This is a genomic window from Caulobacter sp. GW456-12-1-14-TSB4 (genome assembly GCF_059424195.1).
Window position 1 is genome coordinate 377417 of the sequence record NZ_JBWKZF010000001.1, and the last position, 14029, is coordinate 391445.

Annotated in this window: 21 protein-coding genes; 5 read left to right on the forward strand and 16 right to left on the reverse strand. The window is 67.4% G+C overall.

Annotation, left to right across the window (positions count from 1 at the left end; all coding sequences use genetic code 11):
• The first annotated feature begins 8 nt into the window (after window positions 1-8).
• Window positions 9-476 carry a recombinase family protein gene (locus AC07YH_RS01855; protein ID WP_494745307.1) on the forward strand — a complete coding sequence of 156 codons (468 nt, stop codon included), beginning with the start codon at window positions 9-11 and terminating at the stop codon, window positions 474-476.
• On the opposite strand, the gene AC07YH_RS01860 is transcribed toward AC07YH_RS01855, so the two are convergent.
• From AC07YH_RS01860 to AC07YH_RS01880, 5 genes are all read right to left on the reverse strand, one after another.
• A complete protein-coding gene (locus AC07YH_RS01860; protein ID WP_494745308.1) occupies window positions 473-1234 on the reverse strand; it encodes an ABC transporter permease in 762 nt (253 codons plus the stop codon). The two genes, AC07YH_RS01855 and AC07YH_RS01860, sit on opposite strands and share 4 nt — an antisense overlap.
• On the reverse strand, window positions 1231-2184 hold the full coding sequence (locus AC07YH_RS01865) for an ABC transporter ATP-binding protein (RefSeq protein ID WP_494745339.1): 954 nt from the start codon (window positions 2182-2184) through the stop codon (window positions 1231-1233). The genes AC07YH_RS01860 and AC07YH_RS01865 overlap by 4 nt, the downstream gene beginning before the upstream one ends.
• 103 nt (window positions 2185-2287) lie before the next feature.
• On the reverse strand, window positions 2288-2749 hold the full coding sequence (locus AC07YH_RS01870) for an NfeD family protein (RefSeq protein ID WP_494745309.1): 462 nt from the start codon (window positions 2747-2749) through the stop codon (window positions 2288-2290).
• 4 nt (window positions 2750-2753) lie between these two features.
• Entirely contained in the window at window positions 2754-3686 is a 933-nt protein-coding gene (locus tag AC07YH_RS01875; protein ID WP_494745340.1) for an SPFH domain-containing protein, read from the reverse strand.
• Window positions 3687-3773: 87 nt separating this feature from the next.
• The gene (locus AC07YH_RS01880; protein WP_494745310.1) at window positions 3774-4190 is read right to left on the reverse strand and encodes a TIGR02301 family protein; all 417 of its coding nucleotides are present in this window, start codon (window positions 4188-4190) and stop codon (window positions 3774-3776) included.
• Between the two features lie 175 nt (window positions 4191-4365).
• On the opposite strand from AC07YH_RS01880, the gene AC07YH_RS01885 reads away from it, so the two are divergent.
• On the forward strand, window positions 4366-4575 hold the full coding sequence (locus tag AC07YH_RS01885) for a hypothetical protein (protein ID WP_494745311.1): 210 nt from the start codon (window positions 4366-4368) through the stop codon (window positions 4573-4575).
• A gap of 125 nt (window positions 4576-4700) precedes the next feature.
• Here AC07YH_RS01885 and AC07YH_RS01890 read toward each other — a convergent pair whose 3' ends face one another.
• On the reverse strand, window positions 4701-5243 hold the full coding sequence (locus AC07YH_RS01890) for a hypothetical protein (RefSeq protein ID WP_494745312.1): 543 nt from the start codon (window positions 5241-5243) through the stop codon (window positions 4701-4703).
• A 110-nt stretch (window positions 5244-5353) separates the two neighbouring features.
• On the opposite strand from AC07YH_RS01890, the gene AC07YH_RS01895 reads away from it, so the two are divergent.
• A complete protein-coding gene (locus tag AC07YH_RS01895) occupies window positions 5354-6112 on the forward strand; it encodes a Crp/Fnr family transcriptional regulator (RefSeq protein ID WP_494745313.1) in 759 nt (252 codons plus the stop codon).
• Here the strand turns inward: AC07YH_RS01895 and AC07YH_RS01900 are convergent.
• The 9 genes from AC07YH_RS01900 to AC07YH_RS01940 all read right to left on the reverse strand — a co-directional run bounded on the left by AC07YH_RS01900 (window position 6109) and on the right by AC07YH_RS01940 (window position 12665).
• Complete coding sequence (locus AC07YH_RS01900) at window positions 6109-7074, reverse strand: NAD(P)H-dependent flavin oxidoreductase (protein ID WP_494745314.1); 966 nt, start codon at window positions 7072-7074, stop codon at window positions 6109-6111. The two genes, AC07YH_RS01895 and AC07YH_RS01900, sit on opposite strands and share 4 nt — an antisense overlap.
• A gap of 82 nt (window positions 7075-7156) precedes the next feature.
• Window positions 7157-7294: a hypothetical protein gene (locus tag AC07YH_RS01905; RefSeq protein WP_494745315.1), complete on the reverse strand. Its 138-nt coding sequence runs from the start codon at window positions 7292-7294 to the stop codon at window positions 7157-7159.
• A gap of 135 nt (window positions 7295-7429) precedes the next feature.
• Window positions 7430-8212, reverse strand: a complete 783-nt coding sequence (locus tag AC07YH_RS01910; protein WP_494745316.1) for an SDR family NAD(P)-dependent oxidoreductase — start codon at window positions 8210-8212, stop codon at window positions 7430-7432.
• Between the two features lie 65 nt (window positions 8213-8277).
• Window positions 8278-9039, reverse strand: a complete 762-nt coding sequence (locus AC07YH_RS01915) for a site-2 protease family protein (RefSeq protein WP_494745317.1) — start codon at window positions 9037-9039, stop codon at window positions 8278-8280.
• A 32-nt stretch (window positions 9040-9071) separates the two neighbouring features.
• The gene (locus AC07YH_RS01920; protein ID WP_494745318.1) at window positions 9072-9491 is read right to left on the reverse strand and encodes an NUDIX hydrolase; all 420 of its coding nucleotides are present in this window, start codon (window positions 9489-9491) and stop codon (window positions 9072-9074) included.
• Window positions 9488-10549: a patatin-like phospholipase family protein gene (locus AC07YH_RS01925; protein WP_494745319.1), complete on the reverse strand. Its 1062-nt coding sequence runs from the start codon at window positions 10547-10549 to the stop codon at window positions 9488-9490. The genes AC07YH_RS01920 and AC07YH_RS01925 overlap by 4 nt, the downstream gene beginning before the upstream one ends.
• A gap of 10 nt (window positions 10550-10559) precedes the next feature.
• The gene (locus tag AC07YH_RS01930) at window positions 10560-11357 is read right to left on the reverse strand and encodes a 3-hydroxybutyrate dehydrogenase (protein WP_494745320.1); all 798 of its coding nucleotides are present in this window, start codon (window positions 11355-11357) and stop codon (window positions 10560-10562) included.
• 100 nt (window positions 11358-11457) lie between these two features.
• Window positions 11458-12225 carry a peroxide stress protein YaaA gene (yaaA, locus tag AC07YH_RS01935; RefSeq protein ID WP_494745321.1) on the reverse strand — a complete coding sequence of 256 codons (768 nt, stop codon included), beginning with the start codon at window positions 12223-12225 and terminating at the stop codon, window positions 11458-11460.
• Window positions 12226-12266: 41 nt separating this feature from the next.
• The gene (locus AC07YH_RS01940; RefSeq protein ID WP_494745322.1) at window positions 12267-12665 is read right to left on the reverse strand and encodes a DUF1801 domain-containing protein; all 399 of its coding nucleotides are present in this window, start codon (window positions 12663-12665) and stop codon (window positions 12267-12269) included.
• Window positions 12666-12791: 126 nt separating this feature from the next.
• Here AC07YH_RS01940 and AC07YH_RS01945 point away from each other — a divergent pair, with 126 nt between their 5' ends.
• A complete protein-coding gene (locus AC07YH_RS01945) occupies window positions 12792-13244 on the forward strand; it encodes a hypothetical protein (RefSeq protein ID WP_494745323.1) in 453 nt (150 codons plus the stop codon).
• Window positions 13241-13537 carry a transcriptional regulator gene (locus AC07YH_RS01950; protein ID WP_494745324.1) on the forward strand — a complete coding sequence of 99 codons (297 nt, stop codon included), beginning with the start codon at window positions 13241-13243 and terminating at the stop codon, window positions 13535-13537. The genes AC07YH_RS01945 and AC07YH_RS01950 overlap by 4 nt, the downstream gene beginning before the upstream one ends.
• A gap of 12 nt (window positions 13538-13549) precedes the next feature.
• Here AC07YH_RS01950 and AC07YH_RS01955 read toward each other — a convergent pair.
• Window positions 13550-14029 (reverse strand): hypothetical protein (locus AC07YH_RS01955; RefSeq protein WP_494745325.1); only part of this gene is annotated, 480 nt, incomplete at its 5' end.

Here is a 14029-nt window from a genome sequence, read left to right on the forward strand (position 1 = left end):
CCGGCGCGATGAACCGCGTCGGCTACTACCGCCTGCCGCCCGTCAGGGGCGTCTTCTTCAGCCCGGTCCAGGAGGAGCGCCTGCTGCTCCTGGGCTGCCAGGAAGTGTTCAGCGACCGGTGCCTGACCAATGCGATCATCCGTCCGGGCCTCGACAAGGCGCTGGCGGCGCTGGAGCCCGGCGGGACCCTGGCGGTGCTGAGCCTGCATTCGCTAGCCGGCACGACGACCGATCTGATGGAGGCGGTGCTGAAGCTGAAAAGCCTCGGCCTGCACCTGGTCGTGGCCCAGCCCGAGATCGACACCAATACCGATCCCGGCTTCTTCGCCACGGTCGAGACCCTGACGGCGTTCAACGGCGAACGCGCCATGGTCAAGGCCGCCGAAGCGGCCTTGGTCAGCAAGGGCGTGAAGGGCGGCGGCGTGCAGGGCCTGAAAGCCGGCACGCCGCCCCTTGAGGACGAGCCCGAGGACTAGACCTTCAGGCGGTAGCCGGTCTTGAAGATCCAGCCCACCGCCGTCAGGCAGATGACCAGGAACACGCCGGTCATGGCCAGGCTGACGCCGACCCCGACGTCCGACTGGCCATAGAAGCTCCAGCGGAAGCCGCTGATCAGATAGACCACCGGGTTGAACAAAGTGACCTTCTGCCAGATCGGCGGCAGCATCTTGATCGAGTAGAAGCTGCCGCCCAGGAAGGTCAGCGGCGTCACGATCAGGGCCGGGACGATCTGCAGCTTCTGGAAGTTGTCGGCCCAGACGCCGATGATGAAGCCGAACAGGCTGAAGGTGACCGAGGTCAGGACCAGGAACAGCAGCATCACGAACGGGTGGGCGATCTCGAACGGCACGAACAGCCGGGCGGTAGCCAGGATCAGCAAACCCAGGCAGATCGACTTGGTGGCGGCGGCGCCGACATAGCCGGTGACGGCCTCGAACCAGGCCACCGGAGCCGAGAGCAGCTCATAGATCGTGCCGGCCCACTTGGGCATATAGATGCCGAACGAGGCGTTGGAGATGCTCTCGCTGAGCAGCGACAGCATGACCAGGCCCGGGATGATGAAGGCGCCATAGCTGACGCCGTCGATCGACTGCATGCGCGAGCCGATCGCCGAACCGAACACCACGAAATAGAGCGAGGTCGAGATGACCGGCGCCAGGATGCTTTGCAGCAGGGTGCGGAACCACCGCGCCATCTCGAAGCGGTAGATGGCCTTGATCGCGAACAGGTTCATTGCGGGGCCCTCACCAGGCTGACGAAGATGTCTTCCAGAGAGCTCTGGTCGGTCTTGAGGTCCTTGAAGTCGACGCCGTTCTCGGAGAGGCGGCGCAACAGGTCGGCGATGCCGGTGTCGTCGGCCTGGGCGTCGAAGGTGTAGACGAGGTCAGCGCCGTCATTGATCAGGCTGAGCGAGGCGTCGGCGGCCAGGCTCGTCGGCAGGGCGGTCAGCGGCTCGCGCAGGTGCACGGTCAGCTGCTTCTTGCCCAGCTTGCGCATCAGGACCGACTTCTCCTCGACCAGGATGATCTCGCCCTTGTTGATCACCCCGATCCGGTCGGCCATCTCCTCGGCCTCCTCGATATAGTGGGTGGTCAGGATGATGGTGACGCCGTTCTCGCGCAGCTGGCGGACCATCTCCCACATGTCGCGGCGCAGCTCGACGTCGACGCCGGCGGTGGGCTCGTCCAGGAACAGGATGGTCGGCTCGTGGCTCAGCGCCTTGGCGATCATCACGCGGCGCTTCATGCCGCCCGACAGCGCCATGATCTTGCTGTCCTTCTTGTCCCACAGCGAGAGGTCGCGAAGGATTTTCTCGATCAAAGCGTCGTTGCGCGGCTTGCCGAACAGGCCGCGCGAGAAGCTGACCGTGGCCCACACCGTCTCGAAGGCGTCGGTGTTCAGCTCCTGCGGCACAAGGCCGATCTTGGAGCGGGCCGCGCGGTATTCCTTCACCACGTCGTGGCCGTCGGCCAGCACGACGCCGAGGCTCGGATTGACGATGCCGCAGATGATGCTGATCAGGGTGGTCTTGCCCGCCCCGTTCGGGCCCAGCAGGGCGAAGATCTCGCCCTTGCGGATGTCGAGGTCGATCGTCTTGAGGGCCTGATGGCCGGACGCATAGGTCTTGGTCAGACCCTTTACCGATATGATTGAAGTCACGCCGTCTCCCCTAAACGCGACGATGCAGCGTCGCGCGTGCCCTGCTAGGTGGCTGATGCGGGCCGTAAATGGTGTCGCTGCCGCCAGATAACAGGGGCAGTGGCCGTCTTCTGTCAGCAGGGGCCGGTCAGGTCGGGACCTTGCGGACCTTCAGCACCGCGCCGTCCAGGCCGATGACCACCACTTCCTGGCTGATCGCCGGGATCGGCTCCTCGGTCTGCGCCGCCCAGTCCTTGCCGTCGACAAAGACCCGGCCACGCCCTTGCTCGAAGGTCGACAGCACCTGGCCGCGCTGGCCGACCAGCCGTTGCAGCGGGTCGTTGAGGTCCGGCCCCGTCGGCTCCAGCACCGGTCGCAGGAAGCGCTTGGCCAGATAGGTCGAGGCGATGGTCAGGACGGCGAACAGGCCGATCTCCAGCACGGCGCCCGGATGGATGGCCTGGGCGATCAGCCCGACCACGAAGGCGCTGGCGGCCGGCCACAGCAGCCAGCCGGTGCCGGTCGAGACCTCGATGGCCAGGCAGATGGCGGCGATGGCCAGCCACAGCCAGAAGGGATGCAGGACGTAGAACCCGGCGATCGCGCCCATGACCTTACGCTCCGCGCTTAGGGGCCGGGCTGGTCGGCGTGGCGGTCGAGGACGCGCGCGGCGGCGGAGCAGCCTTCGCCGTGTCCGCGCCCAGGCTCTTGATCAGCTCGCTGACGCCCGCGACCGTGCCGGTCAGACCGGCGAAGTCGGCCGGGACGATGACCGTCTTCTGCTGCGGGCTGCGAGCCAGTTCGCCGAACGCTTCGACGTACTTCTGGGCGATGAAGTAGTTGATGGCGTTGACGTCGCCCTTGGAGATCGCTTCGGAGACGAAGGCCGTCGCCTTGGCCTCGGCCTCGGCTTCCCGCTCGCGGGCCTCGGCGTCGCGGAAGGCGGCCTCGCGGCGGCCCTCGGCCTGCAGGATGGCCGACTGCTTCTGGCCCTCGGCGCGAGCGATCTGGGACTGCTTCTCGCCCTCGGCCTCCGTGATCACGGCGCGGCGCTCGCGCTCGGCCTTCATCTGGCGGGCCATGGCGTTGGTGATGTCGGACGGCGGCGTCAGGTCCTTGATCTCGATGCGCGCCACCTTCACGCCCCACGGGCCGGTCGCGTGATCGATGGTCGAGAGCAGGCGGGTGTTGATGGCGTCGCGCTGGCTCAGCACCTCGTCCAGCTCCATCGAGCCGACGACGGTGCGCAGGTTGGTCTGAGCCAGCTGGGTGATGGCGTAGATCAGGTTGTCGACGCGGTAGGCCGCGGCGGCGGCGTCCATCACCTGGATGAAGACGATCGCATCGACCTTCACCGACACGTTGTCCTTGGTGATGACTTCCTGCTGCGGGACGTCCAGCACCTGTTCCATCATGTTCACCTTGCGCCCGATCGTCTCGACGAACGGGGTCAGGATGCTGATGCCGGGCTTGAGGGTGCGGGTGTAGCGGCCGAACCGCTCGACGGTGAATTCGCGCCCCTGGGGCACGATCTTGATGACGCTCATCACCAGCACGAAGGCCAGGACCAGCAGGACGACGACGACGATGGACGTGCCCAAGAGCGACGCTCCCCTACAAACTAGAGGTAGAGGTTAGCGCGCCCCTTCGTCGTCCGCCACGGAATCCGGCGCCCGCGCCTGGCGGACCGATTGCGAGAGCCTGCGGGCCAGGGCCTGGCCCTTGCGGGCGGTGGCCTGTTCGGCCCGGTGACTGTCTTCGTCGCAGGTCGGATATTCGCTGCGACGCGAGGCGAAGCCGGTATTGAACCGCTCGCGCAGCTGGGCGTCGAAGGCCTGGTCGGCCTGTTCCACCTCGGTCAGACGAACCATGCGCGAGCGCCAGTATTGGTCGCCCTCGCCCTGGCAGGCCTGGCGCAGGGCGTGGCTCTCGCCCAGCGTATAGGCCAGGTCCAGAAGGCGCTGACGCTCGTCGGCGGCGCGTTCCTGAGCCAGGACCGGGGCGGCGACAAGGGCGCTGAGAAGAACGCCGATAAGGAACGGACGCGACATGAGCCTGTTATCGCCAATGCGCGCGGGCCTGTCACCGTCCCGCGCCTGATGGGCGAACACGCCCAACTCGGCCTGGGGATAGAATGTCCCCCGGTGTCAAAAAAGCTTGAGCAATAAAGGCCTTGTGATCGCCACAGATCGGGCGTTCCCTGTGGATATTGCAAGGAGGTCCCCCATGACTGAGGTGCATTATGGTGTCGTGCGGGTCGGCGATCGCTGGTCCATCATCGGCGACAACCTGCGCTTTGGCGCCTACGAGACGCGCGGCGAAGCCCGCGCCGCGGCCCGCCGTCTGGCCGAGCACCCGGCCGGACTGGGCCTGCCCGTGATGCTGTACGAGCAGGAAGACGACTGGGCGCCGCTCAGCCCGACGGCGCTGAGCTGACACAAACCCCGCTCATCCCCGCGAAAGCGGGGACCCAAGCGGGCTATCCGGTTTCCGCATGATCGTGAACCTGTCCGCGGACTCAGCTTGGGTCCCCGCTTTCGCGGGGATGAGCGGAGAGTGGTTTAAGCCTCAGCGGTCTCCTCGTCCTCGCCGTAGAGGAACGGCTTTATGACCTGCCACACCTGAAGCACCGACGCGACCGCCCCCACGACGGACGCGACGACCTGGAACGCCTGCCAGATGAGGCCGATCAACGGGTCTTCACCCAGCATGGCCGCCAGCGGATAGATCAGGTGGCTGATCGTGATCCGGAACTGGGCGTAGGCGGTGGAATACTCCACAGACGCCCCGGCGATGGCGGCCGTGACGATCACCGCCAGGACCGGCGCCCACAGCAGCGGCAGGATCAGCAGCAGGGCCAGGGCCGTGATCAGGGATTTGGTCGACAGGCCGACGTCCTTGGCCACGGTCAGCCCGACGCCGGCGATGACGACCATGCCCAGTAGCGCCAGGGCGATCGGCAGGACGAGGTCGGCGGTGTCGGCCAGCGGCATCCGGACGCCGAAGACCATGGCGGCCATGACGAACAGCGTAAGGACGAACGATCCCAGCCACAGCGCCCCGTACTGGCTCAGCCTTCGCCGCAGGTGACGCTTGGCGATCATCGTCCTTCTCCCAGCCTCGGCGGGAGGGTGCTTCGGAAGAGTCTCGCCGTCCACGGGAAACTAAGCCGTGCCCCGTGCGCTTATGCAGTCGAGCTTCACGGGAGGTAAGCATGACCGCCATCACCCGCATCGTCCGCAGCACCGCCGAGGGCGACGCCGCGCCGACCTATGAGTCCAACCGCCTGCTGGCCGCCCTGCGCCCGGACGCCCTGGCCGAACTGGCCGCGCACCTGGTGCTGGTCGATTTGCCGGCGGACGCCGTGCTGTTCGATGTCGGCGACGATGTCGAGCACACCTACCTGCCCTGCGGCCCGACCCAGGCCTCGCTGCTGGTCGTCACGGCGGACGGCCAGGAGATCGAGGCCGCCAGCATCGGCTTCGAGGGCGCGATCGGCGGCGTGGTCAGCGCCGGCTTCAAGCCCGCCTATGGCCGGGCCGTGGTCCGCGTGCCGGGCCACGCCTTCTGCCTGCCGACCGCCAAGCTGGAAGAGGCCAAGGCGCGCCACGCCATCGTCGGAGACCTGTTCGATCGCGCCGCCGACGTGTTCATCGCCCAGATGATGCAGGTCGCGGCCTGCAACGCCCTGCATCCGATCGAGCAGCGCGTCTGCCGCTGGCTGCTGTTCGCCCACGACCGCTCGGGCAAGGAGCCGATCCGCCTGACCCAGGAGACCCTGGCCCAGATGCTGGGCGTGCAGCGCACGACCGTCAGCGCCGTCGCGCGCGTGCTGCAGGACGCTCGCGTCATCCATATCGGCCGCGGCAAGGTCGAGGTGCTGGACCGCCCAGGCTTGGAAAAGCGCGCCTGCGAGTGCCACGCGGCCGTCGAGGCGCACTTCAAGCGCATCCTGCCGGCGCACGAACGCTAGGTGCGGAAGGCGCTGGCCCTCTCCAGCGCCGCCTCGGCCTCGCTAACCAGACGCGCCACGATCTCGCCGGCCGGCAGCACCTCGCGCACGCCGCCGGCGCTCTGGCCCATGGCGAAGCAGGACTTGGCCGGGTCGAGGCCATCGATCTGGCCGCCGATGCCGCCCATGGCCCCGGCCCGGATCGAGACCATGGCCTGCTGCGGAAAGCCCTGGATGTCGGCCGGCCGCGCTTCCCAGTCGTCGACATAGGGGTTCTTGCGCACCCGCATCGGCTTGCCGGAGTAGCAGCGGGTGCGGACGGTGTCCTCGTCGGCCGCCTCGACCACCGCCTGGCGATAGAGGTCGCCGGCATGGGCCTCATGGCTGGCGATGAAGCGGGTGCCCATCCAGACGCCCTGCGCGCCCAAGGCCAGCGATGCCGCCAAGCCTCGACCGTCGTGCAGGCCGCCGGCGGCGACCACTGGGATCTTCACGGCCTCCACCGCCTGGGCGACCAGCGGCAGGGTGCCGACGAGGCCGGTGTGGCCGCCGCCCTCCCCGCCCTGGCAGATGACGGCGTCGCAGCCGGCCTGCTCGGCCTTCACCGCGTGCTTCACCGCTCCGCAGACGACCATGACCTTCAGCCCGGCCGCCTTGAGGCGTTCGATGATCGGCAGGGGCACGCCGAGGCCGGCGATGAAGGAGGACGCGCCACCCTGGATAATCTGATCGACGCTGGCGGTCAGGGCGTCGGGCGTGGCGGCCAGGAGATCAACGCCGAACGGCTTGTCGGTGAGTGAGCGGACCTCGCGCATCTGACTACGGATAAAGTCCGGCGAGGTCCCGGCCATGCCCAGCACGCCATAGCCGCCGGCGTTCGACACCGCCGCCGCCAGGGGCGCGTATGACACCCCGCCCATGCCGGCCAGAAGGATCGGATGCTCGATATGCAGAAGATCGCAGAGCGGCGTGCGCAGGCCCATGACCGTTCCTCCCGTTGTTTCCAGGGAGGGTTTCGCGCCGGGCCCAGGCCCGCAAGCCTGCCGCGAGGTTAGCGGCGCCCAACTATTGGTGTCGGACCAGCTCGGCCTCGACGTCCGACTCGGCGGTCCAGAAGCAGCTGGCCATGGCCGTCAGGACCAGGGCGATCAGCGTCAGGAAGCCTCGCGGCGGGGCCAGGCTGACAACGTCTTGAGGCGTCATCTTGTTGTTTCCTCGTCGGCGTCCGGATCTGATGCCCGGACTGCCTTCAAGAAACTGTCTCACCGCCGGCGCGGTTCCGCAAGAGGCTGTTTTACATAGGTTTTTATTGGACTTCAGAGTCCAAGAAACACATCTCTAGAAGATCGAGTATCCGCCGTCGATCACCAGGGTGGTTCCCGAATGGTAGCTCGACGCGTCCGAGGCCAGGTAGACGGCCATGCCGCCGAAGTCCTCGGGCTCGCCCCAGCGGCGGGCCGGCACGCGCGGAATGACCTTCTCGGCGAAGGCGGCGTTGCCTTGCGCGCCGGCGGTCATGTCGGTGGCGATCCAGCCCGGCAGGATGGCGTTGGCGCGCACGCCGTACCGAGCGTGTTCGACGGCGACCGACTTGATCATCGAGATCACCGCGCCCTTGGTCGCCGCATAGGCCTCGTTGCGGGCCGCGCCCTCGATGGCCGCCAGCGAGGCGACGCCGACCAGCGAGCCGCCCGGATCGCCGCTCTTGGCCCGCTCGACCATGTGGCGGCAGGCCTCGCGCAGGGTGAAGAACACGCCGTCCAGATTGACCGACAGCACCTTGCGATAGGTCTCGGTCTTCATCTCGACGAACGAGGGCGAGCCGTAGCCGATGCCGGCATTGGCGAAGACGCTGTCCACGCGGCCCATGGCGGCCACGGCCTCTTCCATGCCTTCGCGGACCTGATCCTCGTCGGAGACATCGACGGTCTGGGCCTTCACGCGGACGCCCAGGGTGGTCAGTTCTTTCTCGGCGGCGAGGTTGCGCTCGGGGTTGGAGCCCCAGATGACGATGTCGGCCCCGGCCTGGGCCATCGCCTTGGCCATGCCCAGACCGATGCCGCGATTGCCGCCGGTGACCAGGGCGACCTTGCCAGCCAGATTGAACGGCGCGTAGGCCATGGCGAACCTCCTCTTTCTCGTTCTCGAAACGCTTGTTTGAAAGAGAGACACTGACGTTACGTCGGTCAAGAGCCCCAGAAGTGGAAGGCCTGCCAGCCGGCCCCGATCGCCGGCCGCGCCACACCCATGACGTCGGTGATCGTGAAGGCCGCGCCGAAGATGAACTTGCTGACGCCGGGGACCCAGAAGATCAAAGCAAACAGGATCAGGAAGCCGACCCGCTCGATCTTGACCATCCTGGCCCGCACGCCGTCGGGCAGGAACGGCCGGATAACGCCATAGCCGTCCAGGCCCGGGATCGGCAGCAGGTTCAGGACGAGGGCGCTGGCCTGCAGCAGGGCCAGCAGCGACAGCGCATCCCTCAGCGCGTCGGAGACCACGAACGGCAGGGCGACGGCCAGGGCGATCAGCACGGCCAACGTCCCCAGCGGTCCGGCCAGCGAGGCCAGCGACCGCCAGCCCTTCGACCGCATCAGGTCCTCGCGCAGATAGACCGTCCCGCCCGGAAAGCCGATGCCGCCCAGCGCCAAGGCCAGCAGCGGGAAGAGGATGGTGGTGACGAGATCGGTGTATTTCAGCGGGTCGAGCGTCAGGTAGCCCTTCTCGACGATCGTCGTGTCGCCGGCCTTGTGCGCGGCGAAGGCGTGACCGAACTCGTGGATGCCGACGCTGAGGATCCAGGCAGCGGCAACAAAGGCGAAGGTGAAGGGGCCGGCCGGCGGCAGTTCAGCCGCCACTGCCCAACCGAGACCGACAACGGCGGCGATCAGGATCAGGGCGTTCGGGCTGAGGGGCGTACGTGGCGCGCGAGCTTCGACGATGGTCATGGTTGCGATTGAGCACGCGCAACCTCGGGATACTAGACCCCGAACTTCTGATACGTCTCCGCGATGACCCGCCGCGTCTCGTCCCACTCGACCATCGCCATGGCCTCGTCCCGCGAGACGAACCGCGCCTCGGCCGCGTCGTCGCCGGCCACGGGCTCGCCGCCGGTCCAGCGGGCGGCATAGTCGATCATCACATAGTGGCGGGTGATCTCGCCCCCAGGGCGCGCCGGGAAGACGCCATCGACCACGTCCAGCAGGCCCAGCAGCTGCGCCTCGACGCCGGTCTCTTCCTTCAGCTCGCGCAGGGCGGCGACTTCCAGGGTCTCGCCCCATTCCAGCCGGCCGCCCGGAAGGCTCCACTGGTTCAGCCTGGGCGGCGTGCCGCGCCGGATCAGCAGGACCTCGTCGCCGCGCAGGCAGACGACGCCGACGGTCGGCACGGGGTGGCTCATGGAAACCCGACTTTCAGATCGACTGAGGACTTCACACCGATACAGTTCCCGCAATCGCTCAGCCAAGCCTCCGCCGCCGCTCGCCCCCTCGCCTTGAGGTCGGTCAGGAAGCTCCACTCGGTGTCGAACTTGGTCGATAGTGACAGGTCCGCCAGCGGCTTGTCGGCGGTGATGGCGTGGACCAGCATCCGGCGGTAGCGGCCCCGCGCATTGTCCTTCAGCAGCCCCTCGTCCAGCAGCTTCTGCACGAAGCCGATGGCCCGCAGTTCCGAGGCCAGCGAGGCGTTGAAGGTGATCTCGTTCAGCCGGTCCATGATCTCGCCCGGCGTCTTGGGCGTCTCGCCGCGGACGAAGGGGTTGAGACTAACGATGAGGATGTCGTCAGGGGTGTCGTCGTAGAACAGCGGCCACAGCGGCGGATTGGCCAGGAAGCCGCCATCCCAGTAGGGCTCGCCGTCGATCTCCACCGCCTGGAACACCTGCGGCAGGCAGGCGCTGGCCATGATGTGGCGCGCGGTCAGCTCGGTCTCGCGGAAGATCACCGACTTGCTGGTCCGCACCGCCGTGGCGGCGACATACAGCTTGATCGGGCTCTTCTCGCGGATCTGGCTGAAGGTGATCTCGCCTTCCAGCGCATCGTGCAGCGGGTTCAGGTTGAACGGGTTGAACTCGTAGGGGCTGAGCGACAGGGCGAAGGTCTCGGCCATCCGCCAGCCCGGCGTGTTCTTCAGCCAGTCGGCCCCGCCGCCAAAGGCGCTGGTCCAGATCGAGGTGTCGCCGAAGACGTTGCGGCCGCCTTGCCGGTTCACCTGCCGCCAGAACGAGTCCAGCCGCTTCCTCGCGCCCGCCTTGCCGTCGTCGATCAGGCCTTGAGCAAGGCAGACCGCGTTCATCGCCCCGGCCGAGGCGGCGGTCACCGCCCGGATTTCCAGGTCGTCCTCTTCCAGCAGGCGGTCGAGGATCCCCCACTCGAACGCCCCGTGCGAGCCTCCGCCCTGCAGGGCCAGGCTCAGCGTCCGGGGGCCGGACTTCTTCTTGGTGAAGGGCGGGATGGGCACGGGGCCCAGCCTATTGCGCCACCCAGCCGCCGTCGATCTGGAAGGCGGCGCCATTGGCCGAAGCCCCGGCGTCGGAGACCAGATACAGCAGCATGCCGCCCAGCTGTTCGAAGGTGACGAACTGCTTGGTCGGCTGGGCGGCCAGGATCACGTCCTTCATCACCGCCTCTTCCGAGATGCCGCGGGCCTTGGCCTGGTCGGCGATCTGGGCCTCGACCAGCGGGGTCTTCACGAAGCCCGGGCAGATGGCGTTGCACGTGATGCCGTGCTCGGCGACCTCGAGGGCCACCGTCTTGGTCAAACCGAGAATGCCGTGCTTGGCGGCGACATAGGCCGACTTGAACGGCGAGGCGACCAGGCCGTGCGCCGAGGCGATGTTCACGATCCGCCCGCGCTTCTGGTCCTTCATGATCGGCACCGCCGCCTTGGTGGCGTGGAAGGCCGACGACAGATTGATCGCGATGATCAGGTCCCACTTGTCGTCCGGGAAGTCCTCGATCGGGGCCACGTGCTGGACGCCGGCGTTGTTGACCAGGATGTCCAGCTCACCGAACTCGGCCTTGGCGGCGCGGACCATGTCGGCGATCTGATCCGGCTTGGTCATGTCGGCGCCGTGGTACAGCACCTCGACGCCGTGCTTTTCGGCCATCTCGGCCCGGGCCCGCTCGATGGCGTTCATCTCGCCCAGGCCGTTCATGACGATGTTGCAGCCCTGGGCGGCGAGCGCGTCGGCCAACGCATGACCGATGCCGCTGGTCGAGCCGGTGACGATGGCGACCTGCCCCTGCAAACCGAAATCCACGGCCATGCGCATACGCTCCTGGATGACGCCCTAACGATGTTGCGGCGCAACATATAACTCGCCGTTGCGAGAGGCGAGTGCTTATTAAATTCACCAGTAGATGAATTCAGGGCTGACGGCGAGCGAAAACCCAGTCGGACTCGGTCGAGAGGCTCGGCTTGAAGGCATAGCCGTCCAGGTCGAAGCTTTTCAGGCCCTCGGCGCGGTCGACGCGGTTGTCGATGATGTAGCGCGCCATGCGCCCCCGGGCCTTCTTGGCGAAGAAGCCCAGCACCCGCAGCTCGCCGGCCTTCTCCTCCTTGAAGTGGCAGGTGACCACCGGCAGCTTCAGGGCCTTGGCGTCGATGGCGCCGAAATATTCCTGACTGGCCAGGTTCACCAGGGTCGGGTCCTCGTGGCCTTCGGCCGCCTGGTTCAGGGTCTTGGAGATCGTCTCGCCCCAGAAGTCATAGAGATTGTTCCCGCGCTTGGTCTTCAGGCGCGTGCCCATCTCCAGGCGATAGGGCTGCAGGGCGTCGAACGGGCGCAGCACGCCATAGAGCCCCGACAAGATCCGCAGGTGGTCCTGAGCCCACTCCAGGGCCGGCCGGTCCAGCTCCCGTGCGGCCAGGCCGCCATAGACGTCGCCGTTGAAGGCGATGACCGCCTGCAGGCCGTCCTCGAGCTCGGCGTCGAAGGCCTGGAACCGCTCGCGGTTCAGCTTGGCCAGGGCGTCGGAGATGTGCATCAGCCGCTTCAGGTCCGGAGCCGTCAGCTTGCGCGTGACCTTGGCCAGCTCGGCGATCTGGGCCTTGAGCGCCGGCGTGGTGAGCGGCAGCACGTCCTTTGGGGCGGTGAAGTCCAGCGACTTGGCGGGCGAAATGACCATCAGCATGGCCGGGGAGATAGAGACTTAAGCGCGGCGGCGCCAGCTAGTCATTCCCCGGAATCGACCCGTCGCCGCATGTCCCCATGGGCGGCGGCGATCAATGCGGCCAGCGCCGCCTCGTCCACCGGCTGGCCCCAGCGCAGCTTGACGTGCCGCATGCGCTTGCCGGTCCCTTCCAGCAGGCCGGCCGGGTCGGGCAGCGACGCGCCCTCGTAGAAGCCGATATTGGCGTGGGCGGTGAAGGCGTCGACATAGGCGAAGGCGGCCTCATCGACGCAGGCGGTCGGATGGCCGTCGTGCAGCAGCTCGCGGACATCCTCGCCGGCCGCGCGCAGGCGCTCGAACCACGGCTGCACCCGCTGGCGCATCGGCTCGTGGCCGGAGAACCAGGCCTCGACCTCGGGGTGGCGCCGCACGGCGCTGGCGAAGCGGAACAGCGTGCTCATGCCGCCATCAGGCCTCCACCGAGCGTCGTTGTCGAGTCCATCACTTTCCATCATGGAAAGTTTCTACTTGCCAATTTGGAAAGTGAAGCGATATGACTTTCCATATTGGAAAGCAAGGAAGTCCCCATGACTCGAAACGAAGACGCCCTGCGCATGCTGGCCGAGGTCGAAGCCGCCAATGCCGACCTCGCCGAACGCGCCAAGGCGCCGGTCTGGTACCATCCGGCCCTGGGCCTGCTGATAGGCGGCATGGTGGCGGCCCAAAGCCTGCCGATCGTGGGCAAGATCGCCTGCTACCTCGTGTTCGCGGCCGGGCTTTCCTTGCTGATGCGCGCCTACAAGCGCCGCACCGGCATGTGGATCAACGGCTATCGCGCGGGACGGACGCGCTGGGTCGCCGTCGGCCTCGCGGCGATCACCACCCTTTGCATGCTGATCGCCGTCTGGCTGGAGCACGAACGGGGACTGACCTACGCCCCTCTCGCGTTTGGCGCGATCGTCGCCGTGATCGTCACGATTGGCGGCTTCGTCTGGGAAGCGGCCTTCCGCGCCGACCTGCGCGACGGGAACAGCCTGTGAGCGCCGAGCTGGACCCGGTGATCCACGCGCCCAACCGTCTGCAGATGTGCTGCATGCTGGCCCAGGCCGACACCATCGACTTCGCCACCGTCCGCGAGGCGCTGGACGTCTCGGAGTCGGTGCTGTCCAAGCACGTGAAGACCCTGGAGGAGGCCGGCCACGTCAAGGTCCGCAAGGCCGCCTCGGACGGCCGCCAGCGCACCTGGCTGTCGCTAACCACACAGGGCCGCAAGGCGCTGAAGGGCCACCTGGCGGCGCTGAAGGCGATGATGGCCGGCGTGCCGGAAGTCTAGCGGGCCAGAAACCTAGCGCGTCAGGACGATCGGCTTGACCGCGCCGCCCGAGACCGAGACCAGGCTGACGATCGTGCCGCCTTCCTGGACCGTGTAGTTCCCGCCGTTGCTAGCTTGGCTCTCGATGCTGACCACGGCGGCGACGTAGTAGTCGCCGTCGGGCAGACGGTCGAAGGCGAAGCCGCCCTGGGCGTCGCAGGTCAGAACCGTCACCACCGGATCGAACGGCTGCGGCTCCCAGCTCGTCCGGCGGGCGAAACCACCCGTCTCAGAGCCATAGGCCTGACGCACGAAGGCGACCGTGGACGGACCGCGCGGGAATAGTCGCACCGGCGAGCCGGCGCAGCTGCGGGTCTGGCCGTTGCGCGTGCGCAGATAGGCCGTGCCCTTGATGACGTTGCTGCTGTTGACCGCCGGCGGTGGCGGTGGCGGTGGCGGCGGTGGCGGCGGGGCCGCGACCGGAGCGCCGGCCAATGGCGTGGGCGTATAGAT